Annotated in this window: 11 protein-coding genes and 1 pseudogene; 5 read left to right on the forward strand and 7 right to left on the reverse strand. The window is 73.1% G+C overall.

Going from position 1 to position 15847, the window contains the following annotated elements; translation table 11 throughout:
• The first annotated feature begins 100 nt into the window (after positions 1–100).
• Positions 101–508: a RidA family protein gene (locus tag FZ103_RS22630; RefSeq protein ID WP_156003993.1), complete on the forward strand. Its 408-nt coding sequence runs from the start codon at positions 101–103 to the stop codon at positions 506–508.
• Positions 509–544: 36 nt separating this feature from the next.
• Here FZ103_RS22630 and FZ103_RS22635 read toward each other — a convergent pair whose 3' ends face one another.
• Entirely contained in the window at positions 545–1711 is a 1167-nt protein-coding gene (locus tag FZ103_RS22635; protein WP_156003995.1) for an MFS transporter, read from the reverse strand.
• A gap of 85 nt (positions 1712–1796) precedes the next feature.
• Here FZ103_RS22635 and FZ103_RS22640 point away from each other — a divergent pair, with 85 nt between their 5' ends.
• Positions 1797–2231, forward strand: coding sequence for a MarR family winged helix-turn-helix transcriptional regulator (locus FZ103_RS22640; protein WP_156003997.1), 435 nt, complete (start codon positions 1797–1799; stop codon positions 2229–2231).
• Positions 2232–4750: 2519 nt separating this feature from the next.
• Here FZ103_RS22640 and FZ103_RS22645 read toward each other — a convergent pair.
• Entirely contained in the window at positions 4751–5440 is a 690-nt protein-coding gene (locus FZ103_RS22645) for a GntR family transcriptional regulator (protein ID WP_156003999.1), read from the reverse strand.
• Positions 5441–5590: 150 nt separating this feature from the next.
• Between FZ103_RS22645 and FZ103_RS22650 the strand changes: the two genes are divergently transcribed.
• Positions 5591–6349 (forward strand): SDR family oxidoreductase, encoded by a 759-nt coding sequence (locus FZ103_RS22650; RefSeq protein ID WP_186356713.1) that lies wholly within the window; start codon positions 5591–5593, stop codon positions 6347–6349.
• Positions 6350–7057: 708 nt separating this feature from the next.
• Here FZ103_RS22650 and FZ103_RS26240 read toward each other — a convergent pair.
• The 4 genes and pseudogenes from FZ103_RS26240 to FZ103_RS22670 all read right to left on the reverse strand — a co-directional run.
• Positions 7058–7168: pseudogene (locus FZ103_RS26240) on the reverse strand (addiction module antidote protein, HigA family); the annotation flags it as partial.
• A gap of 101 nt (positions 7169–7269) precedes the next feature.
• A complete protein-coding gene (locus tag FZ103_RS22660) occupies positions 7270–9822 on the reverse strand; it encodes a polynucleotide kinase-phosphatase (protein WP_156004156.1) in 2553 nt (850 codons plus the stop codon).
• A 140-nt stretch (positions 9823–9962) separates the two neighbouring features.
• The gene (locus FZ103_RS22665; RefSeq protein ID WP_186356714.1) at positions 9963–11465 is read right to left on the reverse strand and encodes a 3' terminal RNA ribose 2'-O-methyltransferase Hen1; all 1503 of its coding nucleotides are present in this window, start codon (positions 11463–11465) and stop codon (positions 9963–9965) included.
• Between the two features lie 393 nt (positions 11466–11858).
• On the reverse strand, positions 11859–12515 hold the full coding sequence (locus FZ103_RS22670; protein ID WP_156004001.1) for a hypothetical protein: 657 nt from the start codon (positions 12513–12515) through the stop codon (positions 11859–11861).
• Between the two features lie 178 nt (positions 12516–12693).
• Between FZ103_RS22670 and FZ103_RS22675 the strand changes: the two genes are divergently transcribed.
• The gene (locus FZ103_RS22675) at positions 12694–13497 is read left to right on the forward strand and encodes a helix-turn-helix transcriptional regulator (protein ID WP_186356715.1); all 804 of its coding nucleotides are present in this window, start codon (positions 12694–12696) and stop codon (positions 13495–13497) included.
• The gene (locus FZ103_RS22680; RefSeq protein ID WP_156004005.1) at positions 13494–13682 is read left to right on the forward strand and encodes a DUF397 domain-containing protein; all 189 of its coding nucleotides are present in this window, start codon (positions 13494–13496) and stop codon (positions 13680–13682) included. The genes FZ103_RS22675 and FZ103_RS22680 overlap by 4 nt, the downstream gene beginning before the upstream one ends.
• 370 nt (positions 13683–14052) lie before the next feature.
• Here FZ103_RS22680 and FZ103_RS22685 read toward each other — a convergent pair whose 3' ends face one another.
• Positions 14053–15780, reverse strand: coding sequence for a glycerol-3-phosphate dehydrogenase/oxidase (locus FZ103_RS22685; RefSeq protein ID WP_156004007.1), 1728 nt, complete (start codon positions 15778–15780; stop codon positions 14053–14055).
• Positions 15781–15847 lie beyond the last annotated feature (67 nt).

Consider the following 15847-nt stretch of genomic DNA (forward strand, 5'->3'; position numbering starts at 1 on the left):
GGCGTCCGGGCCGGGTGCACGGCGCGCCCGCGATCCCCCCGCGGGAGCGGCACGACCGGTCTAAGGTGGAACGGCCGTGCCGCGACGCCGTGGAGGAACCATGTCCGTGAAGCTGGTCAATCCCGAGGGCCTGCCCAAGCCCGAGGTCTACCGGCAGCTGTCGATCGCCACCGGTTCCAAGCTGGTGTTCCTGGCGGGGCAGGTCGCCCGCGACGCCGATGGGCGGCCGGTCGGCGAGGGGGATCTCGCCGCCCAGGTCGAGCAGGCCTACCTCAACGTCGCCACCGCCCTGGCCGAGGTCGGCGGCTCCTTCGACGACGTGGCCAAGCTGACCGTCTACGTCGTCGACTGGAGTCCGGACAAGATGGCCGCGCTGGGCGAGGGGGTGCAGCGGGCGGCGGAGCGGCTGGGCATCGACCCGGTCAAACCGATCACCCTGCTGGGCATCGCGGCGCTGGGCGAGCCCGACCTCCTGGTCGAGGTCGAGGCCACCGCGGTGCTGGAGTAGCCGCGACGCCGAGCGCCGCCCCCGGGCGCGGCCGCCTCACGCCCGGGAGGGGTGCAGGACCGGGCGGCGGTCGCGGCGCAGCGAGTACAGCGCGATGCCCAGGCCCGCTGCGGTGAGCAATGCGCCCGCGAGGTAGATCGACTGCGCGCCCAGCCCGCCGTCGATGATCCGCCCGCCCAGCCAGCCCGCGGCGGCCGCGGCGATCTGGAATCCCGACGCGTTGACCGCCACGGCCAGCGTGGGGGCGGCGGCCGCGGTCGTCATGACGCGCGTCTGCATGCCCGGGATGATCGCGAAGGCCAGGAACCCGAGGGCGAACGTCAGGACCACAGCGGCCACCTGGAACCCGCCGAGCAGCCAGAACAGCACGAGGACGCCCGCCAGCGCGGCGAGCAGGCCGGCCAGCGAGGGCATCAGGGCCTTGTCGGCGAGCCGGCCGCCGAGGAGGTTCCCCGCGATCGCGCCGAGGCCGTAGACCAGCAGCAGAGCGGGGACCGCGGCGGCACCGAACCCGCTGACACCGGTCAGCAGGGGCGCGATGTAGGCGAACACCGTGACGACGCCGACGTTGCCCACGACGGTCAGCGCGATCGCGAGCTGGACGTCGCGGCTCGCGAACACGCGCAGCTCGCTCAGCGGCGACCCGCCGGCCACCGCCGGCTGTGCGGGCACCGAGCGCAGCACCAGCAGGAGGGCGACGGCGCTGAAGGCGGCGATCGCCGCGAACGTCGCCCGCCAGCCGAGGTTCTGGCCGATGAACGTACCGATGGGCGCGCCCAGCACGATGCCCAGGTTCATTCCCAGGGTCAGCTTCGCCACCGTGGAGGCCTGCTTGCCCGCGGGGGCCGTCGAGACGGCCACGGTGATGGCGACGGCGAAGAACGTGGCCACGACCAGACCCGCCGCGAACCGCGACACCAGCAGGAGGGTGTAGCCGGGCACCAGCGCCGAGGCGAGGTTCGCGCCGACCGAGACGAGGATGAGGCCGACGATGAGCGGTTTGCGGGCCAGCCGGGCTGTCAGCACGGTGACCACCGGGCCGCCGACGATCATGCCGAGCGCGTAGGCGCTCATCAGCAGCCCGGCGGCGGGGATCGACACGGAGAGGCCGGCGGCCACATCGGGCAGGATGCCGGCGATCACGAACTCGCCCGTGGTGAAGCTGAAGACCACGAGCATGAGGGAGAAGACGGAGAGTCGCATGGGCGAGGAACCACCAGATAGTTCTAGTTCGAATAATCCGAACTAGAACTATCATGACTCGAAACGCAGGCGCTAGACTCGGGCCATGGTTAGCCAGCCCGACCTCTCGGCCGACGCCCAGCTCGACCGGGACGTGTGCAAGCTGGTGCACCGCTTCACCCAGTCGCTCGACGTGCAGGTCCGCCGCGTCGCCGAGGAACTGGGGATCACCGCGAGCCAGGTCGTCGCCCTGCGGGAGCTGTCCGAGCCGATCACCGCGCGCGAGCTGGCCGCCCGGATGAACTGCGAGGCGTCCAACGCCACGTTCGTCCTCGACCGGCTCGAACAGCACGGCCTGATCGAGCGCCGCCCCCACCCGGGCGACAGGCGCGCCAAACGGATCGTCCTCACCGGGGACGGCATGCGCCTGCGCGACGACGTGCTCCAGCGGCTCAGCGCGTACTCCTCACTGGCCCCGCTCACTCCGGCCGAGCAGGAATCCTTCCGCGACCTGTTGCGGAAGCTCGTGGCGTCGCAGTGACTCCAGGGAGGCTGCCCGTCCTGGGAAGGCGCCTCGGTCCAGGTGTCATGACGTTCGGATAGCCCCTGGGAGCTGAGTCGGCCGAGGACGGCCGGGCCCGCGGGGATCGGTTGAAGTGCCCGGCGGTGGGGGCAGGCGGCGGGGGTGGAGAGGGCGGTGGGTGGTTCGGCCCGCGCGAATCGGTCCCGGTGCCCGCCGGCGGCGGTCGGCGACGAGGCGGCGAAGGCGGTGGAGGGGCGGGGCCTGCGCGGATCGGTTCCGATGCTCGTCGATGGCGGCCGGTGACGAGGGCAGCAAGGACGGCGAACGGCTCGACCCGCGCGAATCGGACCCGGTGCCCGCCGGCGGCGGTGGGCGACGAGGGCAGCAAGGACAGCGGGGGCCGGGCTGAGCGATCACCGGTTGCCGGCGGCGAATGGCTGATCACCCGACGGGGCGGCGAGGGCGGCGCAGGGCTCAGCCCGCACGGATCGGTCCCGGTGCCCGCCGGTTGAGCATGCAACGAGGGCGGCGAGGACAGCGCGGGACTCGGGTCGGCGATCAGCGGTTGCCGCCCTCGGATGGCCGGTCACCCGACGAGGCGGCGACGGCCGCGGTGGACTCGGGCGGCATGGATCGGTCCGGGTGGGGGCCGGTGGCGGTGAGCGACGGAGGCGGCGCGTCTGGGTGGCGTTCCGGTGCGCCCCACCCACCCTGCGCGCCCAACCCGAAACCCGGAACGCCCGAATTAATCTAACTCTCCATCGGCGATCTTGTACCTGTGGTCGTTGTGAGCGTTAACAAGTGACCACGGGTACAAGATCGCCGCCACTGGGAGCGCCGACCGCGAAGGTCTGCCTCCGATGTCCCGGTTCGTCCGCCGGGTCGGCTGCCGGACCGCCCCCCGGTTGCATCGAGGGTGTCGGTGGGGCCACACTCGGCGCCGAGTGTGGCCCCACCGACACCCTCGACGCGGAAGCCGGGCACGGAACCCCGACATTCGGCGCCTTCGGGGCGGCGATGGGGTGACGAGAAGCGCCGCGCGATCGCCCGGGCGGGGTCCGGCCGCGCGGAGGGCCGCCCGCGGCGTCGAATCCTCCCGCGATGTCCGGTATGCGGGGGCGCCGGGACGGCCCGCACGGCCCGGATCGGCGATGATCATGGCGTTTGGACCGGGGATCCGCACCCGAAGCGATCCAAACGCGCACCGCGTGGCACACCGGCCACTCCCACCCCCCGCCGCATCCGGGCATTCCGGGCAAACCACCCCGGTTTCCTTCCGCATCACGGAAGAACCGGCGCTCCGGTGCGCCGCACATGCCCACCGCGCACCATCGGCGGGCATCGTCGACCCAACGCGAGGCGAAATGCCCGAAACATCCCGCCCGAGCCGTGTCTAAGAACGGCGGACGCCGCTTTGCAGGAACCCACCGGGCACCACCCGGGGCGGCCACCACCGGGGCTGCGGCAATGGGTGCGCCTCGCGAAGCGCGGTCACAGCTTGCCGCCGAGCGCACGCAGCCCGTCCCAGGTGGAGCCGTACCACCGGTGGCGGGCCCCCGAGGCAAAGGTGCACCGCCGCTCGGCGGCAAGCTGGCGCACAGCGCTTCGCGCATCACGGCCCGCCACCCACCTTCGGCAACCGGCGACCGCCCGGCCCAACCCCCCCCACCGGCCGTCGCCGCCTCGTCGCGTGCGCAACCACCGCGCTCCCGAACCGGTGATCGCCGAGCCGAACCCCCGGCGGCCCTCGCCGCCCCGTCGCCTGCCGCACCGGCGAGCACCCGAACCGGTGGGCGCAGGCCCAACCCCGCGCCGCCCTCGCCGCCCTCGTCACTTGCCGCACCGGCGAGCACCCGAACCGGTGGGCGCAGGCCCAACCCCGCGCCGCCCTCGCCGCCCTCGTCACACGCCCAACCGGCGGGCACCGGGACCGATCCGCGCAGGCTGCACCCCCCGCCGCCCTCGCCGCCCCGTCGCCTGCCGCCACCGACGGGCACCGGAACCGATGGGCACGGGCTCCACCCGTGCCGCCCTCGCCGCCCCGCCGGGTGATCAGCCATCCGCTGCCGGCAACCGATGACCGCCCAGCCCCGCCCCCCGCCGACCTCGCCGCCCCGTCGCACGCCCAACCGGCGGGCACCGGGACCGATCCGCGCAGGCCCAGCCCCGCACCGCCCTCGCCGCCTCGTCGCTCGCCCAACCGGCGGGCACCCGCACCGATGGGCACGGGCTCCACCCCGTGCCGCCCTCGCCGCCCCGCCGGGGGATCAGCCGTCCGCCGCCGGCAACCGGTGATCGCTCGGCCCAGCCGTCGTCGGCCGTCGCTGCCCCTCGCCGCCCGCCCAACCGGCGGGCACCCGAACCGATCCGCGCGGGCCCAACCACCTACCGCCCTCGCCGCCCCCGTCACACGCCCAACCCGCGAGCACCCGCACCGATGGGCACGACTGAACCACCCCCTCCCACCGCCCGCCCGGCCAGGCGCCGCGCCTGCGGGCACCCGGAGCACAGGCCCGGCAGCGGCTCGCAGCGCGGACTCAGGACTCGGCGGCGGCCAGCATCCGCACCAGCCGGCGGCGGGCGGAGTCGACGTGCTCCTCGGCGGCCTCGGCCAGCCGGGGGGTGTCGCCGGCGCGCAGCAGGGCCAGCAGCTCCCGGTGCTCCTCGACCAGGATCGACCGGTAGTCGGCGTCGTCGCGGGCCACGCGCGTCAGCTGGAACAGGTACACCTGCGAGCGCACCGCGTGCCAGGCGTCCAGCAGGCGCCGGTTGCCCGCGGCCGCGTAGATCCGGTCGTGGAACGCGATGTCCAGGGCGAGCAGGTCGGACCCTGCGGCGCCGGCCCGGAGTGCGCTGTCCATTTCGGAGACCAGGTCCTCCAGTGCGGCCAGCGCCTCGCCGTCGACCCGCCGGCCCGCGCTCGTCGCCGCGAGGCGCTCCAGGGCGGCGCGCACGGCATAGACCTCGTCGACGTCGGCGACCGAGAGGTCGATCACCCGCGTGCCCCGGTGCCAGGCGCTGCGGACCAGGCCCTCCTGCTCCAGCTGCGCCAGGGCCTCGCGGACCGATCCGCGGCTGACCTCCAGGCCGGCGGCCAGCTCCACCTCCCGCAGCACCGCGCCGGGCGGGAAGACACCGCCGAAGATCGCGTCGCGAATCCGATCGGCGGCCTCCTGGCCCAGCCCTCGGCGCTCCGCTTTGCGCAGTGCGTTGCCGAATGCGGTCATGTGCGGAATGTTGACATTCGGACATCAGGCGGTCAACGATGGTCGCCGCATGCACTGCGAGCACGGTCTCCGCGGGGGTTCCGTGAAGGAAGGACGGCAGCCGGTGAACAGGACGCCACCCACCGCCCTCGGCCATCGGATCAGGGCCGCGTGAGCGGCGGGGGAGGCCGCGGCGTCCTGGTCACGGGGGCCTCGGGCGGTATCGGGCGGGCGATCGCGCAGCGCTTCGCCGCCGACGGCGATCGGGTGGCCGTGCACTACGCGTCGCGCAAGGAGGAGGGCGAGGCCACCCTGGCGTCCCTGGAGGGCACCGGGCACGTGCTCGTCCGCGGCGACATCGCCGAGCCCGAGACCGCGCAAGCCGTCGCCGCGGCGGCCGTCGAGGGGCTCGACGGCCTGGACGTCCTGGTCAACAACGCCGCCGCGGTCATCCCGCACCCGCTGCCGGAGACCTCCTTCGCCGACTGGCAGGCCGCCTGGCAGCGGATCATCGGCGTGAACGTGGTCGGCGCCGCGAATCTGAGCTACTGCGCGGCGCGGCACATGATCGAGCGCGGCGCAGCGGGGCGGATCGTCAACGTGGGCTCGCGGGGCGCCTACCGCGGCGAACCCGGCATGCCCGCCTACGGCGCGAGCAAGGCGGCCCTGCACTCCCTGGGCCAGTCCTTGGCGGTGTCGCTGGGGCCTTACGGCATCGGCGTGGCGTCGGTCGCGCCGGGCTTCACCGCCACCGAGCGCGTCGAGGCGCGCCTCGCCGAGGAGGGGCCCGCGATCCACGCGCAGAGCCCGTTCGGCAGGGTGGCCGAACCCGCCGAGATCGCCGACGCGGTCGCCTATCTGGCGTCGCCGGAGGCGGTATGGACCTCGGGCGCGGTCCTGGACGTCAACGGCGCCTCACACCTGCGATAGCGGATACCGAAGCGGCCGAGCCCGCGACTGGACGAAAAGGAGCGGTTGCGACATGGCGGGGGACGGCGATCGGCGGCCGGGACCGGAACAGGGCATCCGCGCGATCGCGCGCCCGGGTTTTCCCGAACCGATTTATACCGCTTCACCTGCTCATTCGCGGCATCCGGCGGTTTTCGCCGCAGAACGGCGGACCGAATCGGCTATACCGGCGCGTATCCGGGTAGCCCCTTCGCACGACCCGAACCCGCACGCGGGCCGCCGCGATCCGCACCGCCGGCGGCGCCCGCTCCCGTCCCCGATGCCGCGCCGACCCGCCCGCCACCCCGAAGAGATCTCAGGCGCCCGGCCCGCACCGGCCTGAGCGCCCGCACAACCACCCCCGAACGCGCCGGGGACCGGCCTCGTCCCGTCCGCGAGACCGTTCCCCGGCGCCCCTTTCCGTCCGGCCGGGCATCCGGAGACCAGGCACGATGTCCCGCTCTCCGATGGCGGAAGCGCGGCGGTGCCTGTCAGGCGGTGAGCGGGGTGATGGCGTAGATCTCGGCCTGGTGGCGGTCCTTGTCCACCTCGATGTCGTAGTCGGCCTGGACGTTGAGCCGGTACCGCTCGCTCAAACCGAGCGCCTTGGACGGCCGCAGGGCGGTCTCCGGCGTGATCCGGCGTGATCCGGCGCCGGCCGTGCACGATCTCGTTGATCCGGCGAGGCGGTAATCCGATCGCCTGAGCCGGTCGGTACCGGGAGACGCCCATGGGTTCGAGGAAGTCCGGCAGAAGGATCTCTCCGGGAGTGATCGGCTCATGTGCCTTGTCGACCGTCATGCGCCTCCTTCAGTGGTGGTCGATCAGCTCGACGTCTTCAGGGCCTGGGCCGCTCCCGAAGCCGGACGGGCCTGAGATCGGCAGCCCCGGACCCGCCTCGCCTACAGCCGCGGATCCACCGCCTCCGACTCCAGGGCCAGGACGCCGAACACCGGCTGGTGGACGCGCCACAGCGGCTCGCCCGAGGCGTGTCTGGCCAGGGCCTCCAGGCCGAGGCGGTGCTCGTTCAGGGCCATGCGGCGCTTACGGCCCAGGCGGCGGTCGCGGAGGGTGGCCAGGCGGTCGGGGGCGAGGTAGTCGGGGCCGTAGATGATGCGCAGGTACTCCGGGCCGCGCACCTTGAGGCCCGGCTGTGCAAGCCCCCTGGCCCCCGTGGCGCGGGGGCCGCCGACGGGCTTGACGACCATGCCCTCGCCGCCCTCGGCGACCAGGTCGCGCCACCAGGCGGCGGCCGCGGCGGTGGCCTCGGGATCGGTGGTGTCGACGGTGCGGTGCCGGGTTACCAGCACCATCGGGCAGTGCTCGGCCAGGGACTCGGCCACGCCCATGTGCCAGAGGTGGTCCTCGGCGGAGAACTCGCGCCCCTCGGCCGCCAGCACCTGGAAGGGGGCGTAGCGCAGTCCGGCGGCGCCGTCGGTGGGCCAGGCGTAGCCGCGGTACACGGCGCTGAACGCCTCGATGTCGCGGTCGCGCCGCTCGGTGCGCTCGGCGAGGTCGGCGACGTCCAGGCCGCGCTCGGCCGCGGCCTCAAGCACCTGCCGGGCCGCCGGCAGCGCGGCGCGGGCGGCCGCGCCCACCGACGCGTACTGCTCGCGGATGAGCCCTTCGGCCTTGGCCGACCAGGGCAGCATCTCGCCGTCGAAGGCGATCCAGTCGGTGCCGAATCGCTCCCACAGCCCGGCCGCGGTGATCCCCGCGCGCAGTTCGGCCAGCACGGCGGCCTCCACCTGCGGGTCGGGGAAGAACGCGCGCCCCGTGCGGGTGAACACCGCCCCCTCGGCGCCCGGGACGAAGCGGCGCTCGGCGGCGGCGGAGTCGCGGCAGACCACCGCCACCGCGCGCGAGCCCATGTGCTTCTCCTGGCAGATGACGCGGCCGATCCCCTGGTCCAGGTAACTGCCGAACGCCTCGTCGGGGCGCTCCAGCACGCCCGGGTCGGCGGCGGTGGGGGCGGGCGGCATGGTCGGCGGCAAGTAGAGCAGCCAGCGCGGATCCACGGCGAAGCGGCTCATCACCTCCAGCGCCGCGAGGGCGTTCTCGCGGGGCACCGACACCGTGCCGAAACCGGTCTGGATGCGGCCGACCGGCCCGTCGGGCAGGACGTCGCCAATCCCGATCAGCGCCGCCCCGCGCCCGTCGCCGGAGGCGCCGGACCGCTCGCCGTCGCCGCCACCGGAGGCCGGGAAGGGGCGCACGGGCTCGTAGTGGACGCGCCGGGCCGCCACCGCGGTCAGCTCCCGCTCGGGGTAGCGCAGCGCCGTGAGCCGCCCGCCGAAGACGCAGCCGGTGTCCAGGCAGATGGTGTTGTTGATCCACTCCGGCTCGGGCGTGGGCACGTGGCCGTAGACGACCGCGGCCGAGCCGCGGTATTCGCGCGCCCAGGGCAGCCGGACGGGCAGCCCGAACTCGTCGGTCTCGCCCGTGGTCTCGCCGTAGAGCGCGAAGGAGCGCACCCGGCCCGAGGCCCGCCCGTGGTACTCCTCCTTCAGCCCGGCGTGGGCCACCACGAGCCGGCCCTCGTCGAGGACGTAGTGGCTGAGCAGGCCGTCGCAGAAGGCGCGGACGCGGGCACGGAACTCCTCGGACTCGGCGCCGAGCTGCTCCAGGGTCTCGGCGAGCCCGTGGCGGGCCTGCGCCTTGCGGCCCTTGAGCGCGCGGACCAGCTTGTCCTCGTGGTTGCCGGCCACGCACAGGGCGTCGTCGGCGCCGACCATGCCCATGACCAGGCGCAGCACGCCCGGGGTGTCGGGGCCGCGGTCGACGAGGTCGCCCACGAACACCGCGGTGCGGCCCTCGGGGTGGTGCGCGCCCACCGCGCGCCCCTGATCGTCGCGCGCGATCGCGTAGCCGAGCGACGACAGCAGCTCCTCCAGCTCGGCGCGGCAGCCGTGCACGTCGCCGACGATGTCGAAGGGGCCGGTGAGGTGGCGCTTGTCGCTCCAGCCGCGCTCCAGAGCCACGGTGGCGGAGTCGATCTCGGCGGGGCCGTCGAGGACGTGCACCCGGCGGAACCCCTCCTTGTTCAGTTTGCCGACGCCGCGCCGCAGCTCGCGGTGCTGCCGCGGGATGACGTGCCGGCCGAAGTCGCGGTCGGGGCGGGAGGCGTTGCGCTCGCGGGCGACGGACTCGGACACGTCCAGAACGATGGCGGTGGCGATGACGTCGTGCTTCTTGGCGATGCGGACCAGCTCGGCGCGGGCGCGCTGCTGCACGTTGGTGGCGTCGACGACGGTCAGCAGGCCGCGGCGCAGGCGGGTGCCGACGATGTGGTGCAGCAGTTCGAACGCGTCGCCGGTGGCGCTCTGGTCGTTCTCGTCGTCGCTGACCAGCCCCCGGCAGAAGTCGGAGGAGACGACCTGGGTGGGGCGGAAGTGCCGGGCGGCGAAGGTGGACTTGCCCGATCCCGACACGCCGATCAGCACGACCAGGCCCATCTCCGGCACGGACAGCACGCGCCCGCCGGAATCGGCACCGGTACCGCCGGAGTCGCCGGGACCGGCGGCGCGGGCGTCCGCCGGACCGGGGCCGGGATCGGCCGCGGGAGGGGCCGCCGGATCGGTGGGGTCGAAGGCGCTCACCTCGTGAACACTCCCATCTGGGTCGATGCCCCGCAGTGGGGATCCTCGGGGCCGACGGGCAGGTAGCGCACCCGGTAGCCGTACGCGGCGGCGACGCCCTCGGCCCAGGCGCGGAACTCGGCTCGGGTCCACTCGAAGCGGTGGTCGGTGTGCCGGAAGGAGTCCTCGGGCAGCCACTCGTAGCGTGCGTTGTACTCGGCGTTGGGCGTGGTGACAACGACCGTGCGCGGCGCGGTGTCGCCGAAGACGACCTGGGCGGCGGCGGGCAGCCGCGGCGGGTCGATGTGCTCGATCACCTCCATGAGCACGGCGGCGTCGTAGCCGCGGAACCGGGGGTCGCCGTAGAGCGCGGAGGCCGTGAAGACCTCCAGGCGCCGCTGGTCGCGCTCGGGCAGGCGGTCGTGGCGCAGCCGCCGCAGCGCGTGCTCCAGCGTGGCGGCCGAGACGTCGGCGCCCGCGATCCGCTCGAACGCGGGATCGGCCAGCAGCCGCTCCAGCAGCTTGCCCGACCCGCAGCCGAGGTCGAGCACGGAGCGGGCGCCCTCGGCCTTGAGGACCGACAGCACCGCGCCCGCCCGCCGCGCGGCCAGCGAGGGCTCGTACTCGCCGGCCTCGCCGCCGGTGCCGGCGCCGGCGCCGGCGTCGGCACCCCCCTGCCCGGCTGCCGCCGACTCGACGGGCGGCGGCTCCTCCTCCCCCGGCTCGGTCGCCACGGCCGCCGTGTCGGCGGAGTCGGCGGGATCGGCGGCGGAGAGGTCGTCCAGCTCGCTCAGCCGGGAGATGGCGGTGCGCACCAGCCGACCGCGCCGCGCGAGGTAGCGGCGGGTGATCCAGGTGCGCTCGGGGTGTCCGGGCAGCCAGCTCTCGCCCGCGCGCAGCAGCTTGTCGATCTCGTCCGGGCCGACCCAGTAGTGCTTGGTGCCGTCGAGCACCGGCAGCAGCACGTACAGGTGGCTCAGCGCGTCGGCCACGCGGACCTCGCCGGTGAGGGTGAGGCCGATGTAGCGGGAGTCGCCCCAGTCGGGCAGGCCGGGGTCGAGCGCCACGGGCTTCGCGTCCACCGCCCAGCCCAGCGGCTCGAACAGGCGGCGCGCCTGGTCCGGCCCGCCGCGGCAGGGCACGGCGGGCAGACTCAGCCGCAGCGGCAGCGGCTGCGCGGCCAGATCGGGCCGCGCCTGGCTGCGCCCCCGCAGCGCGGTGCGGAAGACGTCGCCCAGCGCGACCGCGAACAGCGACGAGGCCGCGTAGGGGCGGTCGTTGACGTACTGCGCCAGCGAGAAGTCGGCGGCGCCCGACCCCGGCTTGCGGGTGCGCAGCAGCTCCTGCGGGTCCACCTCCAGCAGCAGCGCGGCGGTGCAGCGCTCCGGCACGGCCTCGGGGTAGAACACGTGGGCCGTGCCGTAGGACTGGGTGAACCGCTGGACCCGGTCAGGATGCTTGTGCAGCAGGAAGCCGAGGTCCGTGGCGGGCTCGCGGGTGGTGGTGATCGTGAGCAGCACGGGACCAAGTGTGGTGCACCCCTAAGGCGGGATTCGATGCGTTTTTCCCGCCCTGTGGACAACCGGGCGCCCATCCCGCCGCTCCGGCACCGGTGACCGGCCGCGGCGCTCCGGTACCGGTGCGTCCGGCGACCGGTTCCGGTCGCGCGGCGTGGCCGGGCGGCGGCGCGGGCGGCCGCGGGTGACCGAGGACCAGCGCGGCGAGGAGCAGTTCGAGGTCCGCGGCGGTGGCCGCCTCCAGCAGGTGCGGGTGTCCCGGGAGCATGGCCCACCAGGTGCCGGTGTGGGTGCCGTACCAGGCGGTCGCGCCGGGGAAGATCCGCCGCAGCCGCAGAGCGCCGGGGTGAACGGTGGCGGGCTGCCGCCGGGCGTAGGCGGGCCGCGTCGCGATGCTCATCGGGCGTTCTCCTCGGCGTCGTCGGCGTTGTCGGCGGCCCAGGTGCGGCCGAGGGCGTCGAGGTGGTGCCCGTCGTGTGCGGCCGGGCGCAGGCAGAGCGGGTGGTGGGCGGTCGGGCAGGCGGGCGATGCCGGTGCGGGCTCGGGCACGGGGAGTGCGCAGGCGTCGCCGAGCAGGGCGGCGATGCGCGCCAGCATCTCCAGGGAGGCGTCGCGGACGGCGGAGGTCCAGTAGGAGTGCTCAGACGTGCTCGCGGCGAGGTCGTCGGCCAACTGGTGCAGGCACCGGGCGTCGCGGGAGTCGACCACCCGAGCGGGCCGAGGCGCGGCGAGGGGCGCGGCGGGCCTGTCGGGGGTCGGCAGGTAGGGCCGTGTACGCGGCGGCGGAGCGAAAGCGGTGAGGGCGAGATCGAGCGAATCGAGGTCGGCCGCGGCGAGCGCGATGCCGTCGCACTGACGGTGGTGTGCCCGGTAGGGGGCCGGCTGCCCGGGCGCGTAGGTGAGGCTCCAGTTCTGCCGGTGACGGGTGTGGACCTCACAGAACCGCCCGTAGTCGGGAGGCACGGGCGGCTCGGGAAGGTAGGGGCGGGTGCGGTCGGGAGTGCGGGATGGATTCGGATCCGCCGTCAGGGCAGGCCGGATAGGGTCGGACATGTCATCAGCTCCACTTCAGCTGGTGGCCAAGCCCCGGGACGGTGCCCGCCGTCGCCGGGGTCTTTCATGTCCACCCACATTGAGGCCCAGCAGGTGAGAAATCTATAGCGAACTGGATACCGGGCAATGTTGGGAAAGCATGGGGCAGGACGAATAGATCCGTGCTGACATGTGGTGCATGGGACAAGAAATTCAAGAAGCATCGCGCCGGTTCGGGCGCGAACTGACGCGTCTGCGTGAAATGTCGGGAATCACCCAAGGAAAATTGGCGAGTCAGCTGGGGATCAGTTCCTCGCATCTCTCGAACCTGGAGCGGGGCTACCGAACCCCCAAGGCCCCGGTGATCCGCGGACTCGACAAGGCGCTCAACGCAGAGGGACGGCTTGTCCGACTCTGGGAAGACCTCACCCGCAGCGGCCGGTCAGCGTGGCTGGAAGAGTTGGCCGATATCGAACGCAAGGCCGTCTCGATCGTAGAGTCGCAGACCTCCATACTTCCCTCCGTCCTTCAAACGGAGGAGTACGCGAAGTCGGTAATGACCACTCTGTCGCCTTGGGCCACTACTGAAGAGATCGAAGCGAGCGTTCAACTTAGAAAGAAGCGGACAGAATGGTTCACTTCATCAAAAACCCCGATCTACTGGGCTGTAATCGACGAATCTGTGATCGCCCGCGAGGTCGGTTGCCATGACCTGATGAAAGCTCAGCTGGAGCACGTGGCCGATTTGACCGAACGCGGTCGTGTTTCACTACAGATCGTTCGCGGCCAGCACCCTGGGCTCCTCGGATCTTTCAAGATCATTTCGCCGGATGGAGCACCGGACGTCGTGTACGCGGAATCCGCACACTCCGGACAGATCATCGACTCCCCCGACGATGTCCGCCGATTCCGCCTGGTTTATGGTGCCGTCCAAGCGGCTGCGCTGTCGCCGCAGGAGTCCAAGCGACTCATCATGAAGACGATCGAAGGGTATGGAGCATGAGCGACATGGGAGAATGGCACAAATCCAGCTACAGTGGTGCGGTCCACCAGGACTGCGTCGAAGTCGCCGAATCCCCCCACCAGGTCAAGATCCGCGACACCAAGCACCGCGACGCCGGGCACCTCTCCCTCCCCGCCGCCGAGTGGTCCGCCTTCCTCGCCGACCTCAAGGGTGACCGCCTCTGAGCCAGTTCTCCGCAAGTCCGCGAGGCCCCACCGGGAACCACGTGGGGCGGCCACCACAGGAGGCTGCGGCAATGGGGCATTATTCGCGAAGCGTGTGCGCCAGCTTGCCGCCGAGCGCACGCAATACCTTTGCGCCGGAGCCGCGCCACCGGTGGTGCAGCCCGGCCGCGAAGGAGCGCCGTGCGCTCGGCGGCAAGCTGGCATCGGCGCTTCGCGCAGCACAGCCCCATTGCCGCAACCCCAGTGGTTTCCGGAGCCGGACGGCTGCCCGGTGGGTGCCTCAACGCCGGGAGGCGCCAGTGCACCCCCTCCTCGGTGGGCCGCCGCATCCGGACGGTTGCCCGGTGGGTTCCTCAACGCCGGCCGGCCGTCAGTGCACTCCCGCGTGCAGCCCCGCCGCCGGGACGATTTCCGGGGCTCCGTGCTGGATGGCGTCGGCCTCGTTGTCGTTGTCCTGCTCCTGGGCCGCGCGCTCGACCTCGATGCGCTTGCGGTAGTAGGCGACCTCGCGCTGGATGTGCTCCTCGCTCCAGCCCAGCACGTCGGCCATCAGCCGGGCGGCCTCCTCGGCGGCGGCGATCCCGCGGTCCCACGTCTCGATGGAGGTCCGGGTGCGCCGGGTCAGCACGTCGTTGATGTGCCGGGCGCCCTCGTAGGCGGCGGCGTAGACGACCTCGGCCCGCAGGTAGTCGTCCGCGCCGGTCAGCGGCTCCTTGAGGTCGGGCCGCTCCTCCATCAGCCCCAGGATCTCCTCGACCATGGTCCCGTAGCGGCGCAGCAGGTGGGTGATCCGCGAGCGGTGCAGCCCCGACTCGTTGGCGAGCTTGCGGCGCTGGTTCCACATCGCCGCATACCCCTCGGCGCCGACCAGCGGCAGCCGGTCGGTCACCGACGGCGGGATGCGCCCGTCCAGCCCGTGGGCCACCGCGTCCACGGCGTCCTTGGCCATCACCCGGTAGGTCGTGTACTTCCCGCCCGCGATCAGCACCAGCCCCGGAACCGGGTGGGCGACGGTGTGCTCGCGCGAGAGCTTGGAGCTCTCGTCGGACTCCCCGGTCAGCAGCGGCCGCAGCCCCGCGTACACGCCTTCGACGTCGTCCCTGGTCAGCGGCACCCGCAGCACCTCGTTGACGTGGTCGAGCACGTAGTCGATGTCGCGCCGGCTGGCCGCGGGGTGGGCCTTGTCCAGGTTCCAGTCGGTGTCGGTGGTGCCGATGATCCAGTGCCTGCCCCACGGGATCACGAACAGCACGCTCTTCTCCGTGCGCAGGATGAGCCCCGAGGACGCCTGGATCCGGTCGCGCGGCACCACCAGGTGGATGCCCTTGGACGGGCGGACGTGGATCTGCCCGCGCCCGCCGACCATCTCCTGGATGTCGTCGGTCCACACACCGGCGGCGTTGACCACCTGCTTGGCGCGGATGTCGAACCGCTCCCCGGTCTCCAGGTCCTGGGCGTGGGCGCCGGTGACGTGCTCGCCCTCGCGCAGGAAGCCCACCGCCTGCACCCGCGAGGCCACGTGCGCCCCGTAGGTCGCGGCCGTGCGCACCACAGTGAGGACGTAGCGGGCGTCGTCCACCTGCGCGTCCCAGTACTGCACCGCGCCCACCAGCGCGTCGCGGCGCAGGGCGGGCACGAGCCGCAGCGCGCTGCCGCGGGTGAGGTGGCGGTGGCGCGGCAGCCCGCGGGCGCTGCCCATCGACATCGAGAGCGCGTCGTAGAGGGTGACGCCGGCGCCGATGTAGGGCCGCTCCCAGTGCTTGGTCAGCGGGTACAGGAACGGCACGGGCTGGACCAGGTGGGGCGCGATGCGGTGCAGCAGCAGGCCCCGCTCGACCAGCGCCTCGCGGACCAGCTCGAAGTCGAACTGCTCCAGGTAGCGCAGCCCGCCGTGGATGAGCTTGCTGGAGCGGCTGGAGGTGCCCGAGGCGTAGTCGCGGGCCTCGATCAGGCCGACGGAGAGCCCGCGGGAGACCGCGTCCAGGGCCACACCCGCCCCGACGATGCCGCCGCCGACGACGAGAACGTCCAGTTCACCCCCTGCCATGGCCGCAAGCGCCTCGGTTCGCTGTTCGGGCCCCATGCGCGCTGCAGTCATCACACGCCTTCCTCAGACCGGTGCCTTGCCGGGGAGCGCCCGGACGTCCCACCGTCAGGCTAACCCG

Origin of the sequence: Streptomonospora sp. PA3, from assembly GCF_009728995.1 — a bacterium.
GTDB lineage: Bacteria > Actinomycetota > Actinomycetes > Streptosporangiales > Streptosporangiaceae > Streptomonospora.

Bases quoted from the DNA above. Each gene is read 5' to 3' on its own strand.
- FZ103_RS22630 (WP_156003993.1), top strand. From the start codon at position 101: ATGTCCGTGAAGCTGGTCAATCCCGAGGGCCTGCCCAAGCCCGAGGTC.
- FZ103_RS22635 (WP_156003995.1), bottom strand. From the start codon at position 1,711: ATGCGACTCTCCGTCTTCTCCCTCATGCTCGTGGTCTTCAGCTTCACC.
- FZ103_RS22640 (WP_156003997.1), top strand. From the start codon at position 1,797: ATGGTTAGCCAGCCCGACCTCTCGGCCGACGCCCAGCTCGACCGGGAC.
- FZ103_RS22645 (WP_156003999.1), bottom strand. From the start codon at position 5,440: ATGACCGCATTCGGCAACGCACTGCGCAAAGCGGAGCGCCGAGGGCTG.
- FZ103_RS22660 (WP_156004156.1), bottom strand. From the start codon at position 9,822: ATGGGCCTGGTCGTGCTGATCGGCGTGTCGGGATCGGGCAAGTCCACC.
- FZ103_RS22670 (WP_156004001.1), bottom strand. From the start codon at position 12,515: ATGTCCGACCCTATCCGGCCTGCCCTGACGGCGGATCCGAATCCATCC.
- FZ103_RS22675 (WP_186356715.1), top strand. From the start codon at position 12,694: ATGGGACAAGAAATTCAAGAAGCATCGCGCCGGTTCGGGCGCGAACTG.
- FZ103_RS22680 (WP_156004005.1), top strand. From the start codon at position 13,494: ATGAGCGACATGGGAGAATGGCACAAATCCAGCTACAGTGGTGCGGTC.
- FZ103_RS22685 (WP_156004007.1), bottom strand. From the start codon at position 15,780: ATGACTGCAGCGCGCATGGGGCCCGAACAGCGAACCGAGGCGCTTGCG.